Source organism: Gaetbulibacter sp. S0825 (assembly GCF_011777505.1).
Classification (GTDB): domain Bacteria; phylum Bacteroidota; class Bacteroidia; order Flavobacteriales; family Flavobacteriaceae; genus Pontimicrobium.
On the sequence record NZ_JAATJT010000001.1, the window covers coordinates 920,078 to 943,625 of the forward strand.

Sequence of the window (23,548 nt, forward strand, 5' to 3'; positions counted from 1 at the left end):
AATATATTAAAAAGCCTTTCAGTAATTGAAAGGCTTTTTTTATCCAACACTTTGTAGTCTTTATCTCCTATCTATAATAGATGAAATACATTTTTTATCGATAAAATGTAAAATAATTACAAAAAAATCGTTTAAATACAAAAAAATCAGTTAAATTGCGCTCAATTAAATAATTATGAGTAGTTATATCTATGTGATTTAGGATAGTGCTCAGAGTTAAAAGCTATTACAAACAGTTAATAATTTAACCTACTATGAAAACAAAAGTCTTGTTTAGGAATGTTATAAAAAGAGCATCCTCTATAATGGTATTTTTATTTGCCACATCTTCTGCTTTTGCTCAATGCCCAACAATTAGTAATCCAGCACCAACTATATGTGATGCGTCAGGATATACTTTTGCCGATTTAAGTACTGACTATGCAGTTGATGGTGGTAATGGAATAGTTTGGTATGACGTACTTAGTGAAGGAAGTCCTTTTAATCCCAATCAGTTGGTTGAAGAAGGAACTTACTTTGCAGATGATAATTCAGGAACTTGTGGAGCGAGAGCTTCAATAGTAGTTGACTTTCAAGTTGACGCATCTGGGCAAAACCTGGACCAAATTTATTGTAGTAATGAAAACCCAACAATTCAAACGTATATAGATGATGTATTACAACCACATATTCCATCTGGTGGTTCTGTGGAGGTGTATACAGATATTGATTTAACAACCTTAACTAGCGGGACTGACCCTATTCCTGGTGGAGCAACGAACTTTTTTATAGTATTTGTTGATAATGGTGGTTGTAAAAGCCAAATAGAAATTGGTAGTACAGCAGTATTTGATTCACCACCAGATCCAACTCCTGCTAATCCACAAGATTTCTGTTCAGATACTAATCCAACAGTGGGAGATTTAGACCCAGGAACAACAGCTAGTTATAGTTGGTATGATAGTCTTGATGGTTTTGGAGATCCAATATTGCCAGCACTTTCGCTTTCAACACCTTTAATTGATGGAAACACATACTATGTTCAAATTAACGAAGTATTCTGTGTGAGTAATCCAGTAGCCGTTACTGTAAATATAGATACGCCTTTTAATCCTGGAACTCCAGGCTCTTTAGAATATTGTGATGATAATATCCCATCTGCAGACTTTAATTTATTTGACGAACTTGGTGGTACACCTGACACTAACGGAACATGGTCTGGACCTTTAACCACAACAAATGGACACTTAGGAACAGTTAATATTACAAGTCTAACAACTGCAGGTAACTATGTGTTTACATATACAGTGCCAAGTAATGGCGTTTGTCCAGAAAGCACATCTACAGTTGCAATTACAATTTATGAAACGTTTTCATCTGGAACACCATCAGCGACTAATCCTGCTACGTTTTGTGTTATAGATTTACCATCAGCGTTCGATTTATTTACATTATTAGAAAATGAAGATCCAAATGGACAATGGACGCAAGGTACTTTAAGTACAGATCCAGTTGTATCGACTCCAATAGATTTAACAGGATTTACTCCAGGAACGTATAATTTTACATATACTCAAAATGTATTACCAAACCCATGCCCTGAAGAATCAACAACTGTACAAGTTATTGTATTACAAGATCCTAATGCAGGCAATGCTGTTAATCAAATATTTTGTGAGAATGATTTGACGGCAAACTCACCTTTCGATTTATTTTTAGCCTTAGATGGTTCACAAGATAATAATTCTGGTGTTTGGACAGATGCAAATGATGTAGTAGTAACGAACCCTATTGATATAACAACATTCACTGTAACAGGAAGTCCTTATCAGTTTACCTATACGATATCAAACGGTACATGTGAAGATACAGAAACAATAACCATAACAGTAGAACCTTCTCCAGAATCCGGAACAGCTAATCCAGCAATTGAGTTTTGTGAAGGAGCAGCTCCTACAAGCTATAATTTATTTGATTTACTCACAGGAGAAGATCAAACAGGAACATGGTATATAGGTACAGACAATACTGGATCAACAACTGCTAACCCAATAGATGTATCAGTATTAACCGCTGGAACATATAATTACACCTTTGATGTTGACGCCATTGGTACTTGTGATGACGAACTAGTTACGGTAACAATTATAATTAACCCATTACCAAATACAGGAACGCCAACACCAGCAATATTTTGTGAGAACGATTTAGCAGCTAATTCACCATTAGATTTATTTGGACAACTTTCTGGTAATGATGCTGGAGGGACATGGACAGATGATGATGCTACAGGAGCTTTAACAGGAAGTGATGTTGACTTAACAATATTAACAATTGGCACATATGGTTTTACATATAGTATAACAAACGCTAATGGATGTACAAATAGTAGCACAGTTACAGTAGTTATTGAAGACGCACCAGAATCTGGAACAGTTAATACACCTTTAGAATTTTGTGTTGCAGATATTACTACCGCTCAAACAGTCAACTTATTTGATATATTAGAAGGAGAGGACCAAACAGGAACTTGGAATGATGATGATGCCACAGGTGCTTTATCTGGAAACTTAGTAACTATAGATGGTCTAACAGCAGGAACATATAATTTCACTTTTGATGTAGATGCCATAGGTAGTTGTGATGACGTTTTAGTCACCGTAAGTGTTATTCTTAATGATACTGCAACGCCAACTGGAGCAATTACTCAAGAGTTTTGCGACACTGCAACAGTAGCCGATTTAGTAGCTACAGGAACTTCAATTCTTTGGTATGATGAAGCAACAGGTGGAACACCTTTAGCAGATACAACAGCATTAGTTGATGGCGAAACGTATTATGCAACTCAAACAGATGCAACTACAGGATGTGAATCTTCGGTAAGATTAGAGGTTACTGTTACCATATTCCAAACACCAAATTCAGGAAACCCAAATGCAACACCAATAGTTGTTTGTAATGACAATACTACTGTTGATTTATTTTTAGGGCTAGATGGCACACAAGATGCAGGAGGAGTTTGGCAAGATACAGATGGTACAGGAGCCTTAACAGGAAATATTTTTGATGCTACGGCTGTGACAGCGGGAACTTATCAATTCACATATTTTATTGCAGGTTCTGCACCATGTGCAGATGCAAGTACGATTATAACTGTTACAGTAGAAGAACCCTATAACTCTGGTACTGATGCTACGCTTGATATATGTAGCGATAATGGTACAGTCGATTTATTTACACTAATAAATCCAGCAGATACAGGAGGAACTTGGTCACCAGCCTTAGCTAGTGGTACTGGAGTTTTTGACCCTTTAGTTGATTTGTTAGTTGGAACAAGAACGTACACTTATACATTATCTAATGCTTGCGGAACTACCAGTAGTGATGTAGTAGTTACTGTAACTCAAGCTCCAGACGCAGGAAGTGATAACACCATAATAGCTTGTGTTATTAATGGTACCGTCGATTTATTTACACAATTGGGAGGCACTCCAGATTCAGGAGGGACTTGGTCACCTGCTTTAGCAAGTGGCACAGGTGTTTTCGACCCAAATACAGATGCTTCAGGAACTTATACTTATACAGTTACTGCGACTTCGCCTTGTAACACAGATGCTACTGCGCAAGTTTCAGTGACAATAAGCGATATTTCGGCACCAACAGTATTGGATGCTAATCCTACTTTTTGTAGAACAGAAAACCCAACAGTCAATAGTTTAAATGCAAGTATTTCAGCAACTGGAACATTAACATGGTATACCGATAATACACTTACAACGTCATTAAACGGAACAGAAGCTTTAATCGATGGAGAAGATTATTATGTGACCCAAACTAATGGTTCGGGTTGTGAATCTTCCCAAAGCGTTTTTGTGGTTGCAACAGTAAATGATGCGCCAACACCAACACTTATTAATCTTAATATGGAATATTGTATTAATGACAATCCAACAATTGGTGATTTAACAGTAAACATCACAGAGTATAATGCATCCTCAAACAACATCATTTGGTATGATGCTGCAACAAACGGAACAGTATTAAGCGCAGGAACTTTACTTGTAAATGCTACTACATATTATGCAGTAATTTTTGACTCAAATACTGGTTGCGAAAGCAGTATAAGATTAACAGTCACACCTAATCTTTCAGCTTGTGGTAAATTAATATTACCAGATGGATTTTCACCTAACGGAGATGGTGTTAACGAAACGTTTAACATTGATAATTTAGATGTTATATACCCAAATTTTGTAATGGAAATTTATAATAGATACGGTAACCTTATATATAAAGGAAATGCATCAACACCTCATTTTAATGGTAAATCTAATGTTTCTGGAACATCTGGAAAAGACTTGCCAGTTGGTGTATATTTTTACATTTTCAATTTTAACGATGGTCAAAATAAACCTGAACAAGGACGATTATACTTAAGCAGATAATTTGTTGATAACACACAATTTTAGAAAAATGAAACAATCAAAAATATATCATAAAATAGCAGCTTTAATTTGTTTGACATTATTGTCCTTTCAAAGTAATGCACAGCAAGACCCTCAGTTTACACATTATATGTATAACATGAGTGTTATTAATCCAGGTTATGCAACAGCAACCGGAGATATCCTAAATATAGGAGGCTTATATAGAACGCAATGGGTTGGTATGGAAGGAGCACCTAAAACAGCAAGCTTTTTTGCACATACTCCAATAAACGAAAAGATAGAGTTGGGTATTTCTTTTACTAACGATAACATTGGAGATGTTATTAATGAAAATAATATATATGCCGATTTTGCTTATGTATTACCTATTGGTCTAGAAGCTAAATTATCATTAGGACTAAAAGCTGGCTTTACCTTTTTCAATGCCAACTTCGATGGCTTTATATTGAACTCTGGTAATACATCAACAGATATTGCTTTTAACGAAAATATAAATAGAACATTCCCAAATATTGGTATTGGAGCCTTTTATTTTACAGATAATTATTATTTAGGCTTATCAGCTCCAAACATGTTAACCACAACACATTTAGAGTCGGAAAACGGAATTAAATCGACAGGTGTACAAGACATACATTATTTCTTAACAGGAGGATATGTTTTTGATATTAATGAAGATTTAAAATTTAAACCTGCGTTTATGGCTAAAGGCGTTAAAGGAGCACCTTTGGCAATAGATATAACAGCAAACGTATTGATAAACGAAAAACTTGAAGCAGGATTAGGATATCGCTTAGACGATGCCATAAGCGCCTTGGTTAATTTTAGGGTATCTCCCGATTTAAGGATAGGCTACTCATATGATTTTACAACATCTAACTTGGGAAGTTTTAATTCTGGATCACACGAAATATTCATCTTATTCGATGTAGATTTATTTGGACTTAAAGGCGGTTACGACCGCTCACCAAGATTCTTCTAAACTTTAACGAAACAACCATGAAAACACAAAAATATATTCTTGTTTGCCTTTTATTAGTTAGTGGAATAACAATGGCACAAAACGCAAACCTAAAAAGAGCCAATAAGCTTTTTGAAATGAAAGCTTATGTTGAGGCAGCAGAAATTTATGAAACAAAAGAACGTTCACAAACTGTGCTTCAAAACTTGGCAGATAGTTATTACTACAATACGTCTTTACAAAAGGCCATTAAAACCTACCGTGAGCTATTTGTAACTTATGGAGACTCTATAGATATTGAGTTGCATTTTCGATATGCTCAAGCCTTAAAAGGAGTTAAAAGTTATAAAGAAGCCGATGTTCATTTAAGCAGATATTATAACAAAAGAATAAACACTCAAGCTTTTATTGAAAAAACAGAAAAAACAACACCTCATACATTTAGCCTAAAGGAAATTGAAAATAAGGGCTCTAGTAGTGATTTCGGATTGTCTTTTTACGGTGATGATAAAGTGGTTTTTGCTTCTGCAAGGAATAACGAAAACCCAACGTATGCATGGAACGACTTACCTTACCTAGACTTGTATAGTGCTAACTTAACAGATGATAATAAACTAGAAAACATCACGCCTTTTTCGGATGCTATTAATACAGAATCTCACGAAAGTAACGCCACATTTAGTCGCGATGGTAAAACCATGTATTTTAATAGAACCAACAAGACACGCAATAAAACAGATGAAGAAAGGATTGCTCATATTAAAATTTATAAAGCAGAATTAGTTGATGGTAATTGGACAAATGTGACTGCATTACCATTTACATCAAACAAGTATAGTACGGAGCATCCAAGCCTGAGTAAAGATGGTAAAACACTTTATTTTGCTAGTGATATGCCTGGAGGCATGGGAGGTTTTGATATTTATAAAGTAGCTATCAATGATGACGGTACTTATGGAGAGCCTGAAAATTTAGGAGCAACCATAAACACTAAACATAGAGAGCAGTTCCCATTTATCAGCAATTTTGATGTCCTGTATTTTGCATCAGATGACCATCAAGGATATGGTGGATTAGATGTGTTTAGAAGCAATATGGTAAATGGTAGTTTTGACAAACCAGTAAATTTAGGAAGCACTATTAACAGTAGTCTTGATGATTTCGCTTATGTCATTAGAGAAAAAGACAATAAAGGCTTTGTGTCCTCAAATAAAAGTGGGCACGATAGATTATATGGTTTTTCTAGAGAAGAAAATATGCTCACTAAATACCTTGTAGAAGGAATTGTTCAAGACAAAAACAGCAAAGAATTACTAGCAGGTTCATTAGTAACCTTATTTGATGAAACTGGAACTGTGATTCAAGATTCAATTGTTGGTAGTAAAGCAGATTACTTGTTTAAAATTGAGCCAAATAAAAAGTACACTATTCGCGGAACTAGAAAAGCATATATCCCTCAAGATGTAGAATTTTCAACAGATAGTGAAGGAAAAATTCAGCATAATATATACTTAACTCTAGAGTCTTATGCTGATGCTGAAGAGCGCGTGAAAGAAAATGAAAAAGGCGATGTTCAAATTGAGTTAGATAAAATTTACTTTGATTTCGACAAATCTAATATTCGTATTGATGCTGCAACAACTTTGGATGTACTAGTAGATTTAATGAACAAATATCCTAACATGGAGGTCGAAGTGTCTGCTCATACAGATGCTCGAGGAAAAGACCAATATAATTTAGAATTATCTAAAAAACGTGCTGCATCAACTTTAGAATATCTTGTTAGTAAAGGTATTGACAGAAATCGTTTAAAGAGCATTGGTTATGGAGAAATGCAGCCATTAAACAAATGTGATAAAGAAGGCATTTGCGAAGATGAAGAATACGATATTAATAGACGTTGTGAATTCACAATTATCAATTAAGTTTTAAAAACTAATATTTAAAAGCCTTTCTAATTCAGAAAGGCTTTTTTTATATAGAATTTTGCTTGAGTATCTTTATATTTGAAGTATGAACGAAAATCTTAATCCATCTAGCGAAAACCTCTCTTCAGAAGAACATGATATAGAAAGAGCGTTAAGGCCTTTGTCCTTTGAAGATTTTGCAGGACAAGATCAGGTATTAGAGAATCTAAAGGTGTTTGTTGAAGCCTCTAATTTACGTGGCGATGCACTAGATCATACCTTATTTCATGGACCACCAGGATTAGGAAAAACAACCTTAGCACACATTTTATCTAACGAATTAGATGTTAGTCTTAAAGTAACCTCTGGACCTGTACTAGATAAACCTGGAGATTTAGCTGGATTGCTAACAAACCTTGAAGAAAGAGATGTATTGTTTATTGATGAAATCCATCGTTTAAGCCCAATAGTTGAAGAATATTTATATTCAGCTATGGAGGATTTTAAGATAGATATCATGATTGAAACAGGACCTAACGCAAGGTCTGTTCAAATAAATTTAAACCCTTTTACCTTAGTTGGTGCAACAACACGTTCAGGTTTGCTAACAGCACCAATGCGAGCACGTTTTGGAATAAGCAGCAGATTACAATATTATTCAACTGAACTATTGTCAACCATTGTACAACGAAGCGCACATATTCTAAAAGTACCAATTTCTATGGAGGCTGCTATCGAAATTGCAGGTCGAAGCAGAGGTACACCTAGAATCGCAAATGCACTATTAAGAAGGGTCAGGGATTTTGCTCAAATAAAAGGGAATGGAAGCATTGATATTGAGATTTCTAAGTACAGTTTACAAGCCTTGAATGTAGATGCACATGGTCTGGACGAAATGGATAATAAAATTCTAACCACAATAATCGATAAGTTTAAAGGAGGGCCAGTTGGTATTACAACCATTGCAACTGCTGTAAGCGAAAGTGCTGAAACTATTGAAGAAGTATATGAACCATTTTTAATTCAACAAGGGTTTTTAATGCGAACACCTCGTGGTCGCGAAGTGACTGAACAAGCATACAGACATCTTGGAAAAATAAAAGGAGGGAATCAAGGTGGATTATTTTAATTAAAGGAAATGAAGAATTATATTTTATTATTTATACTCTTATTTATTGCGAAAACTTCTGCGCAACAAGGAGAACTCGTAGGAATGAATAGGGCAGTAGAAAGTCATAGATTAGATAAAAACTCAATAATAATTGATAAAGAAACCTCTAAAAAAATAACCCTTGCTGAGTATAGAGAATTATGGAAGCAGTATCCAAATTCATATACAGAAATGAAGGAAGAAGATCTTTATGGTAATCCAATATCATTCTATTACATAAAATCTCCTAGGCCATTAAATGAAAATATTATTGGAAAAAGCATTCAAATTCACAGAAAGGATATTAATGATGAAGAGTTTGATTTAAGCAAAATAAAAGGTAAAAATATTTTGATTATCTTACAATTAGACCTAGAGTTTCCAATGATAAATGTTGATTTAATTAAAGAAGCAGAAAATTTAGCCCTAAAAAAAGAAGGCTTTATTTCAGTTATAATTTCTCATACTAATTACGACAATGCAAAAGTTTTTGCATCTGAGCACAATTTAAAATCAATTATTATTCCTAATTCAATTAATTTGATAAGCCAAAAGTTCAAATTCTCTAGATATCCTATGTTTTTAATTTTGAATGAAGAAAAAAATGTAGAGTCTGCTGTGAAATATGATTATGAGCTAGAAGAAGAGTTGTTAAAATTTGAGTAGTAAAACAACACATACAAATCTCATTAAAACCGAAGCCAAACGCCTCGGTTTTTTGTCTTGTGGTATTAGTAAGGCAGCTTTTTTAGAAAAAGAAGCGCCTCGTTTAGAAAATTGGTTAAACAACAATATGCATGGCCAAATGCAATACATGGAAAACCATTTTGATAAGCGCCTTGACCCAACAAAACTGGTCGAAGGTTCTAAAAGTGTTGTGTCTTTATTATTGAATTATTTCCCTTCTAAAACTCAAAAAGACATAACTGCTCCAAAACTCAGTAAATATGCTTACGGAACAGATTACCATTTCGTCATAAAAGACAAACTGAAATCGCTTCTACAGTTTATTCAAGAAGAAATAGGAGAAGTAGAAGGCAGGGCTTTTGTAGATTCTGCTCCTGTATTAGACAAAGCTTGGGCAGCAAAATCAGGTTTAGGTTGGATAGGCAAACATAGTAACCTGCTAACGCAACAAGTGGGCTCTTTCTATTTTATTGCTGAGTTGATTATCGATTTAGAATTAGAATACGATACACCAGTTACTGATCATTGTGGTACTTGTACTGCCTGTATTGATGCTTGCCCTACACAAGCAATTACAGAGCCTTATGTGGTTGATGGTAGCAAATGTATTTCGTATGTCACCATTGAACTTAAAGAAAATATTCCAACGGAGTTTAAGGGACAATTAGATGATTGGATGTTTGGTTGCGATGTATGCCAAGATGTATGCCCTTGGAATCGTTTTTCAAAACCACATAACGAGCCATTGTTTAATCCGCATCCAGAACTACTCGATATGACCAAAAAAGATTGGGAAGAGATTACGGAAGATACTTTTAAAAAAGTGTTTAAAAAATCGGCAGTAAAACGTACAAAATTCTCAGGACTTACTAGGAACATTAAATTTTTAAAAGATTAGGCAATTAATTTCTAGGTTGTATCTTTGCCAATTCATAGCAACTAACTAATATATGAGCAAGGAAAGTAAACGAAGAGAGGCCTTAATTTATCACGCAAAACCAAATCCTGGAAAAATAAAAGTAGTACCAACTAAAAGGTACGCCACGCAAAGAGATTTATCTTTAGCGTATTCACCTGGAGTAGCCGAACCTTGTTTAGAGATTGAAAAAGATAAAGCCAATGCTTATAAATATACAGCAAAAGGAAACTTAGTAGCGGTAATTTCTAACGGAACAGCTGTTTTAGGACTTGGAAACATTGGGCCTGAAGCATCAAAACCAGTGATGGAAGGAAAAGGCTTGCTTTTTAAAATTTTCGCAGATATTGATGTGTTTGATATAGAAGTAGATACCGAAAATGTTGAAGAATTTATTCAAACAGTAAAAAATATTGCACCAACTTTTGGAGGCATTAACCTTGAAGATATTAAAGCACCCGAAGCTTTTGAAATTGAAAGGCGTTTAAAGGAAGAGCTTGATATTCCTGTAATGCATGATGACCAACATGGTACTGCTATTATTTCGGCTGCTGCATTGCTCAACGCATTAGAAATTATTGAAAAAAATATAGAAGATGTCACTATTGTAATAAGTGGCGCTGGAGCTGCTGCAATTTCTTGTACACGACTATACCAATCTTTTGGAGCTAAGAGAGATAATATTGTCATGCTAGATAGTAAAGGTGTCATTAGAAAAGACAGAGACAATTTGACTTCTCAAAAAGCAGAATATGCTACATCAAGAGACATCACTACTCTTGAAGATGCTATGGAAAATGCTGACGTGTTTATTGGCTTATCAACATCAGATATTGTAACGCCTGAGATGCTTAAAACAATGGCAAAAGACCCAATAGTCTTTGCTATGGCAAACCCAGATCCAGAAATAGCTTATCAACTAGCTGTAGATACTAGAGACGATATTATTATGGCAACTGGACGTAGTGATCATCCTAATCAGGTAAATAATGTACTAGGGTTTCCATTTATTTTTAGAGGTGCTTTAGATGTTAGAGCTACAGCTATTAATGAAGAAATGAAAAAAGCTGCGGTTATTGCTTTGGCAGATTTAGCAAAAGAACCTGTCCCAGAACAAGTAAATGTAGCCTACGGAGAAACACGTTTAACATTTGGAAGAGACTATATTATTCCAAAACCTTTCGATCCTCGATTAATAGGTGTTGTACCACCAGCTGTAGCAAAAGCAGCTATGGATAGTGGTGTAGCGACAGAGCCTATTGAAGATTGGGACAAATATGAACAGCATTTATTGCAGCGTTTAGGAAACGACAACAAATTAGTTCGATTATTGCACAGTCGCGCCAAACTAAATCCTAAACGAGTTGTTTTTGCTGAAGCTGATCAATTAACCGTTTTAAAAGCCGCCCAAATAGTTCATGAAGAAGGTATTGCTATACCGATTTTATTGGGGCGTCGTGATAAAATAGAAAAACTAAAGGAAGAGATTGAATTTGATGCAGATGTAGAAATTATCGATCCGAAATCTGATGAGCAAGAAGAAACCAAGAATGCCTACGCGGATATTTATTGGGGTCAAAGCAAAAGGCGTGGAATTACTCAACTAACAGCTAGAAAATTATTAAGAGAACGTAATTACTATGCGGCAATGATGGTAAATGAAGGCGATGCGGATGCACTTATTTCAGGATTTTCAAGAAATTACCCAACAGTCGTAAAACCAATGTTAGAACTTATTGGACTTGATAAAGGAGCTACTAGAATTGCTACGACCAATGTGTTAATGACCCAACGAGGATCATTGTTTTTAAGTGATACATCCATAAATATTGACCCAACCTCAAAAGACCTTGCCAAAATTGCACAAATGACTGCCACCACTGTAAAAATGTTTGGACTGGAGCCTGTTATGGCAATGATTTCTTATTCTAATTTTGGATCTTCCAATAATGAAAAAGCGTCAAAAGTAAGGCAAGCAGTTTCATATTTGCATCGTTTTTATCCAAGCTTGATAGTTGATGGTGAATTTCAAACGGATTTTGCATTGAATAATGAAATGCGTCAGGATATTTTTCCTTTCTCAAAATTAGCTGGAAGAAAAGTTAATACATTGATATTTCCTAATTTAGACGCAGCAAATATTACTTACAAGCTTTTAAAGGAGTTAAATAAGGCTGAAAATATTGGTCCAATAATGATGGGATTAAAGAAACCTGCACATATTTTACAGCTTGATGCTAGTGTCGACGAAATAGTAAATATGGCAGCGATTGCGGTAATAGATGCTCAAAAAAAGCAAAAAAGAGTGTAAAACTAGGGTCTGCGGTTTAATTATGTCGTTATAATGTATAATTATTTTATTACATTTGGAGCGTAACTAAACCAAATCTATGATTACGCATATACAAGGTAAACTTGTTGAAAAAAATCCTACAGATGTTGTGATTGATTGTAATGGTGTTGGCTATATGCTAAATATTTCATTGAATACGTATTCTCAAATACCCAATCAAGAACATCTAAAATTGTATACGCATCTTCAAATTAAAGAAGATTCGCATACGTTATATGGGTTTTCATCACTTGGTGAAAGACAAATTTTTAGACTGCTTATTTCTGTAAGTGGTATTGGAACAAGTACAGCACGAACCATGTTATCATCCTTAACACCTAAACAGATTAGGGAAGGTATTGCGCTTGAAGACATAGCTTTAATCCAATCGGTTAAAGGTATTGGCCTTAAAACTGCACAACGTGTTGTGATAGAACTAAAAGATAAAGTTTTAAAAGCCTACGATATTGATGAAGGAATTACATTCCAAAGCAATACTAATAAAGATGAAGCGTTATCTGCATTAGAAGTTCTTGGTTTTACCAAGAAACAGTCTGAACGTGTAGTAGATAAGATTGTTTCCATTAATCAAGAAGCAAGTGTCGAAGCTATTATAAAAGAAGCCTTAAAAAAATTATAATTGATTTGAAAGCCGCCAACATTAATTTTTCCAAACCTACTAGAACATTCATGCTGACAAGCGTGATGCTCTTAATGTATATAGCCTCTTTTGGGCAGCAAACTACAGTTAGAGATTCGACAAGTACCACGTTTTCGTTTAATAATTTATTATTACCAAATCCAGATAGTATTGTATCTAAGTACACTTACGATCCTTTAACTGATAGATACATCTTTAATCAAAGTTTAGGGAAGATAAACATTAACTACCCTATTATCTTAACACCTGAAGAATTTAGAAAACTCGTTGCTCAAGAAAATTTACGTAATTATTACAAAGATAAAATTGACGCTTACGATGGTAAAAAGACAGGTTTAGAAGATGCTAAGAAAAATTTAATTCCTGAGCTTTATGTCGATTCTGATTTTTTTGAGTCAATTTTTGGAGGAAGTACGATCGAAGTGATTCCTCAAGGATCGGTAGAAATGGATTTAGGGATACTATATACCAAACAAGACAACCCATCATTTTCGCCAAGAAATAGAAGTAATTTTACATTTGATTTTGATCAACGAATCGAACTAAGTTTACTTGGTAAAGTTGGAACAAGATTACAAGTAACTGCAAATTACGATACTCAATCGAGTTTCGATTTTCAAAACTTAATTAAATTAGAGTATACACCTACCGAAGATGATATCATTCAAAAAATTGAAGTAGGTAATGTGAGCATGCCATTAAATAGCTCGCTTATTACTGGAGCGCAAAGTTTGTTTGGTGTAAAAACTCAGTTGCAATTTGGAAAAACGACTATAACAGGAATTTTCTCTGAGCAAAAATCACAAACTAGAACCGTGGTTGCTCAAGGAGGTGGTACATTGCAGGATTTTGAGTTTTTTGGATTGGATTATGACGAAAACAGACACTTCTTTTTAGCCCAATACTTTAGAGATAATTATGATACTGCATTGCAAACCTATCCTCATATAAATTCAACTGTTCAAATTACTAGAGTTGAGGTATGGGTTACCAACCGTTCTAATCAAACAGATGATGTAAGAAATATTGTGGCATTGCAAGATTTAGGTGAGTCTAATCCAGCTAAAGTTGGGTCTGCGGTAAACATAACAGCTGGACCAAACGCATACCCCAACAACGCAAACAATGCTTACGATCCTACTAATATTGGAGGAGGAGGCTCTCAAATAACCAATGCTATTAGAGATATTGCAACGGTAGAATCTGGTATTTTAGTACCAGGAGTTAACGAAGGTTTTGATTATGGAAAACTTGAAAATGCTAGAAAACTTCAAGAAGGATCAGAGTTTACACTTAATACACAATTAGGATATGTGTCGTTAAATCAACGTTTACAAAATGACGAGATATTAGCTGTTGCTTATCAATTTACAGTTGGAGATCAAGTTTATCAAGTTGGTGAATTTGCAAACGATGGTGTGGATGCTACTGATGTTACTACAGTAGGTGGAAATACTGTTGTAACTAATAACAGTTTAATTCTAAAAATGCTTAAAAGTACAGTCACAAGTGTGGATCAACCAATTTGGGACTTAATGATGAAAAACATCTATAATACAGGTGCTTTTAACTTAGAAAGAGAAGATTTTATATTAAATATTTTTTACACAGAATCGTCGCCTGTAAATTTTATTACACCTGTTGGTACAACACCTTTTCCAACACCTGCCCCAACCGAAGATGCCTTAGAAGAAACCCCTTTATTAAGAGTATTTAATTTTGATAAGTTAAATTATAATAATGACCCTCAATTTAATGGTGATGGATTCTTCGACTTTGTACCAGGAATTACAGTAATTCAACAAAATGGAAAAATAATTTTCACGAATGTGGAACCATTTGGTAAATACTTATTTGATATTCTTGATATAGATAATAACCCAAGTGATAACGAGGCTGATTATAACGATCCTGCACAATTTAACCCTAACCAAGCTAAGTACGTTTACGATAAATTATATAAATCGACCAAAACAGCTGCCTTAGAAGACGGAGAAAAAAACAAGTTTCAGATAAAAGGACGATATAAAGCTGGCGGCGGCGGCGGAATTCCAATAGGTGCATTTAATGTTCCTCAAGGATCGGTTAAGGTAACAGCTGGAGGACGTGTATTGGTAGAAGGTGTAGATTATACTGTTAACTATCAAATGGGTACGGTTCAAATTTTAGATCCTGCCTTACAAGCATCTAATACACCTATTCAAGTATCTGTAGAAAATAATGCGGTATTTGGCCAGCAAACTAAACGTTTTACAGGAATAAACGTAGAGCACCAGTTTAATGAAAACTTTGTGTTGGGAGCAACATTCTTAAATTTGAATGAGCGTCCAATTACTCAAAAAGCAAATTACGGTACAGAGCCTATAAACAACTCTATTTTTGGAATTAATGGGAACTTCTCTACCGAAGTACCTTTCTTAACAAGACTTGCAAACAAGTTACCTAATATTGATACAGATGTACAATCTAATTTATCTATTAGAGGAGAATTTGCCTATTTATTACCTGGAGCACCAAAGGGATCAGATTTTCAAGGTGAAGCTACTACTTATGTAGACGATTTTGAAGGAACCCAAAACGCTATCGATTTATTATCCCCTATCTCATGGAATCTATCCAGTAGACCTAAAGAATTAGGAAAAACCTATGTAGAAGGACCAGAAGATGATAACGGTGTGCAAAATGGTTTTGATAGAGCGCTTTTAAACTGGTATTCGATTGATCCAATTTTCTATGGTGGACAAAGGCCAAGTGGTATTGACGACGATGATATGTCCAATTTATATACAAGACGTATTTTTATCGATGAGATTTTTCCTCAACAAGATATAGTTCAAGGGCAACCAACAGTTATTAACTCTTTAGACCTTGCTTTTTATCCTTCTGAAAGAGGACCATATAATATGGAACCAAGCGCAAGTAGTGGGACATTGGCAAATCCATTGGATTCTTGGGCAGGAATTACACGACAGTTAACATCAACCGATTTTGAACAAGCCAATGTTGAGTATATTGAATTTTGGATGCAAGATCCATTTTTAGATAATGCTTCAAATCCTGGAGGTAAGCTAACCTTAAATCTTGGTAATATCTCTGAAGATATTTTAAAAGATGGTAGAAAACAATATGAGAATGGATTACCAGAAAATGGTGACATTAGTACATTACCACAAACAGTTTGGGGAAGTGTAGCGCCACAAAATCAAGCGTTAATTTATGCCTTTTCAACATTAGGACAGCAAAGAGCAAATCAAGATGTTGGATTTGATGGTTATGATGATGGTGAAGAAGCAACTGCGTTTCCAGCGTTTTCAGGATTGGAAGATCCTGCTAACGATAATTACACTTACTTCTTAAATACTACTGGAGATGTTTTTGAACGTTATAAAAAATATAATGGATTAGAAGGAAATTCACCTGATACTTTTACACAAACCAATAGAGGTTCTACTACTGAGCCTGATGTAGAAGATATCAATAGAGATAACACTATGAACACCATAGATAGTTATTTTGAATACGAATTGGACATCACACCAACTAGTTTAGCCAACATAAACAACACTTTAATTAGAGATAGAAAACAAGTTACTGTAACACTTCCAAATGGTGATTCTGAGCAAGTAAGGTGGTACCAATTTAGAATTCCATTAACAGCCTATACAAATCAAATTGGAGGAATCACAGACTTTAGATCGATTCGATTTATGCGAATGTATTTATCTGAATTTTCTGAAAACACAGTGATGCGTTTTGGAACCTTAGATTTAGTAAGAAGTGATTGGAGACGTTACCAACAATCTTTAGATGACGACCCAAATAACGATGCTGATGGCACGGATTTTAGTGTTGGAATTATAGGTATACAAGAAAATGATGGACGCTATGTGTCTCCTCCTGGAGTTGAAAGAGAACAACTAAATAATAATAACACGCTTGTAAGACAAAATGAGCAATCATTAGTCGTTAACGCATGTAAGTTAGAGCCAGAAGATTCTAGGGCTGTATATAAAAATATTAATGTAGATATGCGTCAGTTTAAAAAGCTACGTATGTTTATTCATGCTGAAGAAGGTCCAGCTTTAGGATTACAAAATGGTGATGCTGTTGGATTTATTAGAATGGGTAACGATTTTACTCAAAACTATTATCAAATCGAAATTCCTCTAGCAGTTTCAATTCCAGGATCAACAAGCGAATCTGAAGTTTGGAAACCAGAAAACGAAATCAATCTTCCAATAGAAGTGTTAGCAAAAATAAAGGCACTTGGTATTTCAGCTGGAACTTTAGGGAATCTGGAGCCAACATTCTATAACGTCATTGATGGTGTTTTGGATGAAACTGGTGTTCCTGAATTTTCACCCTACACTATTGGTCAACAACGAGTAGCAATTAAAGGTAACCCTAACTTTGGAGATATTAGAACGTTAATGGTTGGTATTAAAAACTCTCATGAACAGATGGAAAGTATTGATGTTTGTGCCGAGGTTTGGTTTAACGAATTACGTTTGTCTGATATGGATAATGAAGGTGGTTGGGCAGCAATTGCAAGTATGGATTCCAATATTGCCGATTTCATGGATATTAGTGCAACTGGTAGACGAAGCACTACAGGTTTTGGAACCATAGAGCAAGGTCCAAATCAAAGAAGTAGGGAAGATGTGAAACAATACGATGTTGTTACAAATATAAACCTAGGGCAATTACTTCCTAAAAAATGGGGAGTACAAATTCCTTTTAATTATGGACAAAGCGAGGAGCTGATAACACCTGAATTTGATCAACAATATAAAGATGTGAAGCTTCAAGACAGATTAGATGCCGCTGCTACAAATGCTGAAAGAGAAACGATCAAACAACAATCTGAGGATTATACAAAAAGACAGAGTATTAACTTTATAGGTGTTAGAAAACAAAGAACAGGTGAAGCAAAGCCAAAGTTTTATGATGTTGAAAACCTTACATTAAATTACTCGTACAACCAGGTTGAGCATAGGGATTTTGAAATTGAGAATTCTTTAAATCAAAACGTTAGAGTTGGAGCTAATTATAACTTTAGCTTTGAGCCTTTGAAAATTGAACCATTTAAAAAGAACGATTCGTTATTTAAAAGTAAATACTTAAAAATTTTAAAAGATTTTAATTTCAATTTATTACCAACTAGTATTTCGGTCAATACTGACTTTATTAGACAGTTTAATAAGCAAAAATTTAGAGACCTAGATTTAGGAGGTTCAAATATTGGTATTGAAGAATTATATAGAAGAAATTACACCTTCGATTTACAATATACTATTAATTACAACCTTACTGATGCTTTAAGTTTAAACTTCTCAGCATCAAACAACAATATTGTTCGTAATTATTTTGTAGACGACAATCTTAATGGTGCTCAAGACCCAACAAAAGAAGTTTGGGATGGGTTCTTTGATGTTGGAGACCCAAACAGACAATTCCAACAATTAGGAGTTAACTATGAGCTACCTTTAAACAAAATTCCAGCATTAGAATTTCTAAGGGCTACTTATGCATATACTGGAGATTTCTTATGGCAGAAAGGTTCGGATTTGTATGGAAACTTAACCATAAATGGATTGACCTACGATTTAGGAAATTCGGTATCCAATGCTAGTTCACATACGCTAAATACAACTTTAGATATGAACCGCCTGTATCGTTATATTGGGTTGACAAGAAAAACGAATGCTAGACAGGGAACAACAAAAGGAGTGCCACCAGGAGCGCAACCAGGTGGAGCGCAACCAGTAACACCTAAAAAGAACGGTCTCTACAATGCGGCAATAGATTTATTGACAAGCGTTAAGAGAGTTCAAGTTAATTATACCCAACGCAACGGAACTTTCTTACCAGGGTATTTGCAAACCCCAGGGTTTATAGGAACACTAAAACCTACCTTTGGGTTTACGTTTGGTAGCCAGAGAGATATTAGATATTTAGCAGCTAAAAATGGGTGGTTAACTGTATTTCCAGAATTTAACCAACAATATACCGAGGAAGAATCAAAAATATTAGATTTTTCAGCAGCGCTCGAACCGATGCAAGATTTAAAAATAGATCTAACAGGAGGAAGAACTTATAATGAAAATTTAACAGAAAGCTTTAATACGGTAGATAGTAATAACGATGGACTTAGTGACAATTATAATCCATTAATTAGAAATAGCTTTGGAAATTATAATATCTCAACCTCAATGATTAAAACTGCTTTTGCTAGTAGTGACGAAAATGGATCAGCAACGTTTGATGATTTTAGAGCTAATAGATTGGAAATTGCAAGAAGACTTGCAACAAAAGCAGGTGTTGATATAAATAACCCAGCAAATTTAGATGCCGAAGGTTATCCATTAGGATTTGGTAAAACAAACCAAGCAGTATTGTTACCAGCATTTTTATCGGCCTATACTGGAAAAGACGCAAATAAAGTATCACTTGGGGCGTTTAGGGATATTCCAATTCCAAACTGGACACTAAAATATACAGGTTTAATGAAGTTGCCATGGTTTAAAAAACAATTTAAGCGTTTCTCTATAACTCATGGATATAATTCGGTCTATACCATTAATCAATTTAGATCTAACCTAGATTACAATGCTTTTGACCCTAATTCCGATTATGCATCACAAAATCCTAATGTTTTAGATCAATCAGGAAATTACAAAAACAAAACATTATTTAGTGCAGTTGCATTAACCGAAATGTTTAGTCCGCTAATAAAAATTGATTTTGAGATGAAAAATTCGATGAAAATTTTAGCTGAAATAAAAAAGGATCGTCGATTATTTTTAAGTTTTGACAATAACTTATTAACCGAAATTAAAGGTAGTGAATATGTTTTCGGTTTAGGTTACCGAATTAAAGATGTAAAGATAAACTCTAAACTAGCTGGTCCAAGAAATGTAATTATGAGCGACCTTAACATGAAAGCAGATATCTCCATTAGAGAAAACAAAACCATAATTAGATATCTTGATTTAGAAAACAATCAAGTAACAGCTGGACAAACTGTTTTGGGACTTAAATACACTGCCGATTATGCTTTTAGTAAGAATCTAACTGGGATTTTCTATTTTGATTATACTTTCTCAGAATATGCAATTTCTACAGCATTCCCTCAAACATCTATCCGTTCAGGCTTAACTTTGCGATATAACTTTGGAAATTAAATAAAAAACTAACATATTTACCAAAAATTACATTTTTATGAATATTCCATCTGAATTAAAGTACACTAAAGATCACGAATGGGTAAGCATTGATGGCGATGTTGTTACCATTGGTATAACCGATTTTGCTCAAAGCGAATTAGGAGATATTGTTTATGTTGAAGTAGAAACTGTTGATGAAACTCTTGATGTCGAAGAGGTTTTTGGTACAGTTGAAGCAGTTAAAACAGTTTCAGATTTGTTTTTGCCTGTAACAGGAGAAATTATTGAATTTAACGAATCTTTAGAAGACGAACCAGAAAAGGTAAATACCGATCCTTATGGAGAAGGTTGGATGATAAAAGTTAAATGCTCAGATACTTCACAGTTTGATGCATTACTTTCAGCAGAAGATTATAAGGCTTTAATAAGTGCTTAATAAGCGAGTATTTCTTTTTTTAGCACTAATTTATTCAGTTGCACTTGCGGCAATAAGCTTAGTTAAAAACGATGGCTTGCCCTATTTTGGGACTAATTACGAAGATAAGATATATCATCTACTAGCTCACGGAATATTATGCTTTTTGTGGTATAAAGCACTAGAAAGTCAAAAAATTAAGCGTCCAATAGTTATCGCTCTTATTATTTCTATCATTTATGGTATAATTATTGAAGTATTACAAGGACAGCTAACAACGACTAGAGATGCTTCAATTGGAGATATCTTAGCAAACATGGCTGGAGCTGTTGTTATTTCTTTAATTTTAACAATAAGAAGGAAAACAATCGTTAAAAATTTATAAACTCTTGCTTTTTTAGCAAATTATTGGTTATTTTACCAATCTCGAAAAAATAATAACTATGGAACCTAAAAAGAATCCGAATGCAGATGTAAGAAGAAACAGCTCAATTTATTTTGCTGTTGGTCTTGCCTTAATGCTTTTAATTACCAATTATTCAATTAACTACAAGACTTACGATAAAGAAGCTATCGATATTGGTCAGTTAAATATGGATGAATTAGATGACGAAGAAATTCCAATCACAGAGCAAATTCAAACACCTCCACCTCCACCTCCTCCACCAGCAGCGCCTGAAGTGATTGAGATAGTTGAGGATGAAGAAGAAATTGAAGAAACTGTAATTGAGTCTACAGAAACTACTGAAGAAGAAGAAATTGTTGAAGTAGAAGAAGTTGTAGTTGAAGAAGTAGAAGAAGACATTGAGGTGCCTTTTCATGTTATTGAAAACGTTCCGGTTTTTCCAGGTTGTGAAAATGGTAGTAACGATGTAAAGAGAAAATGTATGTCTGATAAGATTACAAAATTTGTACAAAAGAAATTTAATACAGACTTAGCTGGAGATTTAGGCTTATCAGGTAGACAAACCATACGTGTAATGTTTAAAATAGATAAAACAGGTTCTGTAACTGGCGTAATGGCTAGAGCACCACACCCAAGATTAGAGAAAGAAGCAGCACGAGTAATTAACTCACTTCCTAAAATGAAACCAGGAAAGCAAAGAGGTAAAGCTGTAACAGTACCTTATTCGTTGCCAATTATATTCGCAGTTCAAGACTAAGAATAGAACGACATAAATTTTAAATCCCGCTACTTTTAAAGTAGCGGGATTTTTTTTGGTATGTTTCTTGTGAGTTTACATAATATTAACATTTTAAAACAATAATTATGGAAACAAAAAAAAACCCGCGTGCAGACGTACGGAGAAACAGCTCAATTTATTTTGCTGTTGGCTTAGCTCTAATGCTTTTAGTTGCTAACTATTCTATTAACTACAAAACCTACGATAAGGAAGCTATTGATATAGCGATGTTGTCAATGGGTGAATTAGACAATGAGGTTATTCCAATTACCGAGCATCCTGTAACACCACCACCACAAACCAAGCCACCAGTGATTCCTGATGACTTTGATGTTAAAGAGGATGATGATCCTATTATTGAAGATATTATAGATTCAACAGAGGACAGCGAAGATGATCCAATTTTAGACGTTGTAGATGTTGATGTTGAAGATGTGCCAGAAGATGATGTAGAAGTGCCTTATATTTTAATTGAAGATGTGCCAGTTTTTCCTGGATGCGAAGAAGGTAATAATAAAGAAAGAAGAGCTTGTATGTCCAATAAGATTTCCAAACACGTCCAAAAAAAGTTTAACGCTGACTTAGCGGAAGAATTAGGTTTGTCAGGTAAACAAACGATACGTGTTATGTTTAAAATAGACAAAACAGGAAACATTGTTGGTGTACAATCTAGAGCACCTCACCCAAAATTAGAAAAAGAAGCAGCGAGAGTAATTAATTTGCTTCCTAAAATGAAACCTGGTAGACAGCGTGGAAATGCTGTTACCGTATCATATTCGTTACCAATTATATTTCAAGTTCAAAATTAAGAATATAATTTGTTTAAAATTAAAACCCCATTACAACTGTAATGGGGTTTTTTGGTATGTTTCTTGTGATTTACTCATAACATTAACATTTTAAAACAATAATTATGAATTTTTCAAAGAAAATTCACGAACTCGTTGGTCAGAACGAGCAAATCGTGAAAACATCACAGAAGCATGATGCAAATTTACAAAAAAACTCAACCCTCTACTTTCAGGTTGGGTTGATTTTAACACTTCTCGCAACTTATGGCTTGTTTGAAATGCAGTTTCAAACTAAATCAATTATTTGGGAAGATAATTATCAAGAAGCAGAACTTGATGTTTATGTTAACTATGTCCTTGAGCCAACTCCAGAGCCTGCTAAAGCCAAAAAAGTAGAACCAGTTAGGAAAAAATTATTGGCAATAAGTTTTAAACCAATTGACAATAATTCTCCAACAAAAGAACCAACAAAAGATGTTATTACCGAACCAATTCCTCTTAGTAAGCCAACAGTAAATAAAAAACCCAGCAAACCAGCGCCACCAGAAAAATCAACATATTCTATTATTGGTGTAGAACAAGTACCTATCTATCCAGGATGCGAAGATTTTCAAACCAATGATGAATTAAGAAACTGTATGTCAAAAAAAATAGGACGATTAATTAGTAGAAAATTTGATTCCGATCTTGCTGGAGAACTAGGTTTTACAGGAAAGCAACGTATTAATGTACAATTCAAAATAGATGAGTTGGGCAATGTAGTGGAGGTAAAAGCTAGAGCACCTCATAGCAAATTAGAAAATGAAGCTATAAAAACGATTAATAAAATTCCAAAAATGATACCTGCAAAACAAAGTAATAAGGAAGTAACGGTTATGTATTCGTTACCAATAATTTTACAGGTTCAGTAGAATAAAAGTATACTTTTTTTTAAGCTGCTATCGTTATATG

14 protein-coding genes are annotated in these 23,548 nt (G+C 34.4%); all 14 read left to right on the forward strand.

The genetic code is table 11. The features are described from left to right. The first annotated feature begins 254 nt into the window (after nucleotides 1–254). The 14 genes from HB672_RS04240 (at nucleotide 255) to HB672_RS04305 (ending at nucleotide 23,508) form a co-directional block, all read left to right on the forward strand. Entirely contained in the window at nucleotides 255–4,424 is a 4,170-nt protein-coding gene (locus tag HB672_RS04240) for a gliding motility-associated C-terminal domain-containing protein (protein WP_167608266.1), read from the forward strand. Between the two features lie 28 nt (nucleotides 4,425–4,452). Continuing rightward, nucleotides 4,453–5,409, forward strand: coding sequence for a type IX secretion system membrane protein PorP/SprF (locus tag HB672_RS04245; protein ID WP_167608270.1), 957 nt, complete (start codon nucleotides 4,453–4,455; stop codon nucleotides 5,407–5,409). Between the two features lie 17 nt (nucleotides 5,410–5,426). Then, nucleotides 5,427–7,313 carry an OmpA family protein gene (locus HB672_RS04250; protein ID WP_167608273.1) on the forward strand — a complete coding sequence of 629 codons (1,887 nt, stop codon included), beginning with the start codon at nucleotides 5,427–5,429 and terminating at the stop codon, nucleotides 7,311–7,313. Between the two features lie 88 nt (nucleotides 7,314–7,401). Beyond that, on the forward strand, nucleotides 7,402–8,424 hold the full coding sequence (gene ruvB, locus HB672_RS04255) for a Holliday junction branch migration DNA helicase RuvB (protein WP_167608277.1): 1,023 nt from the start codon (nucleotides 7,402–7,404) through the stop codon (nucleotides 8,422–8,424). Between the two features lie 9 nt (nucleotides 8,425–8,433). Then, nucleotides 8,434–9,111: a hypothetical protein gene (locus HB672_RS04260; protein WP_167608280.1), complete on the forward strand. Its 678-nt coding sequence runs from the start codon at nucleotides 8,434–8,436 to the stop codon at nucleotides 9,109–9,111. Continuing rightward, complete coding sequence (queG, locus tag HB672_RS04265) at nucleotides 9,104–10,030, forward strand: tRNA epoxyqueuosine(34) reductase QueG (RefSeq protein WP_167608283.1); 927 nt, start codon at nucleotides 9,104–9,106, stop codon at nucleotides 10,028–10,030. The genes HB672_RS04260 and queG overlap by 8 nt, the downstream gene beginning before the upstream one ends. Before the next feature lie 52 nt (nucleotides 10,031–10,082). Then, nucleotides 10,083–12,359 (forward strand): NADP-dependent malic enzyme, encoded by a 2,277-nt coding sequence (locus HB672_RS04270; protein ID WP_167608286.1) that lies wholly within the window; start codon nucleotides 10,083–10,085, stop codon nucleotides 12,357–12,359. 79 nt (nucleotides 12,360–12,438) lie between these two features. Further along, nucleotides 12,439–13,020: a Holliday junction branch migration protein RuvA gene (gene ruvA, locus HB672_RS04275; protein WP_167608289.1), complete on the forward strand. Its 582-nt coding sequence runs from the start codon at nucleotides 12,439–12,441 to the stop codon at nucleotides 13,018–13,020. Between the two features lie 50 nt (nucleotides 13,021–13,070). Then, the gene (gene sprA / locus HB672_RS04280; RefSeq protein WP_167608292.1) at nucleotides 13,071–20,225 is read left to right on the forward strand and encodes a cell surface protein SprA; all 7,155 of its coding nucleotides are present in this window, start codon (nucleotides 13,071–13,073) and stop codon (nucleotides 20,223–20,225) included. Between the two features lie 37 nt (nucleotides 20,226–20,262). After that, nucleotides 20,263–20,643 (forward strand): glycine cleavage system protein GcvH, encoded by a 381-nt coding sequence (gene gcvH, locus HB672_RS04285; protein ID WP_167608295.1) that lies wholly within the window; start codon nucleotides 20,263–20,265, stop codon nucleotides 20,641–20,643. Further along, entirely contained in the window at nucleotides 20,636–21,007 is a 372-nt protein-coding gene (locus tag HB672_RS14680) for a VanZ family protein (RefSeq protein WP_167608298.1), read from the forward strand. Before gcvH ends, HB672_RS14680 begins: the two co-directional genes overlap by 8 nt. Before the next feature lie 58 nt (nucleotides 21,008–21,065). Further along, nucleotides 21,066–21,785 carry an energy transducer TonB gene (locus HB672_RS04295; protein ID WP_167608301.1) on the forward strand — a complete coding sequence of 240 codons (720 nt, stop codon included), beginning with the start codon at nucleotides 21,066–21,068 and terminating at the stop codon, nucleotides 21,783–21,785. Between the two features lie 107 nt (nucleotides 21,786–21,892). Further along, complete coding sequence (locus HB672_RS04300; protein WP_167608304.1) at nucleotides 21,893–22,615, forward strand: energy transducer TonB; 723 nt, start codon at nucleotides 21,893–21,895, stop codon at nucleotides 22,613–22,615. A gap of 104 nt (nucleotides 22,616–22,719) precedes the next feature. Next, on the forward strand, nucleotides 22,720–23,508 hold the full coding sequence (locus tag HB672_RS04305) for an energy transducer TonB (RefSeq protein ID WP_167608307.1): 789 nt from the start codon (nucleotides 22,720–22,722) through the stop codon (nucleotides 23,506–23,508). Nucleotides 23,509–23,548 lie beyond the last annotated feature (40 nt).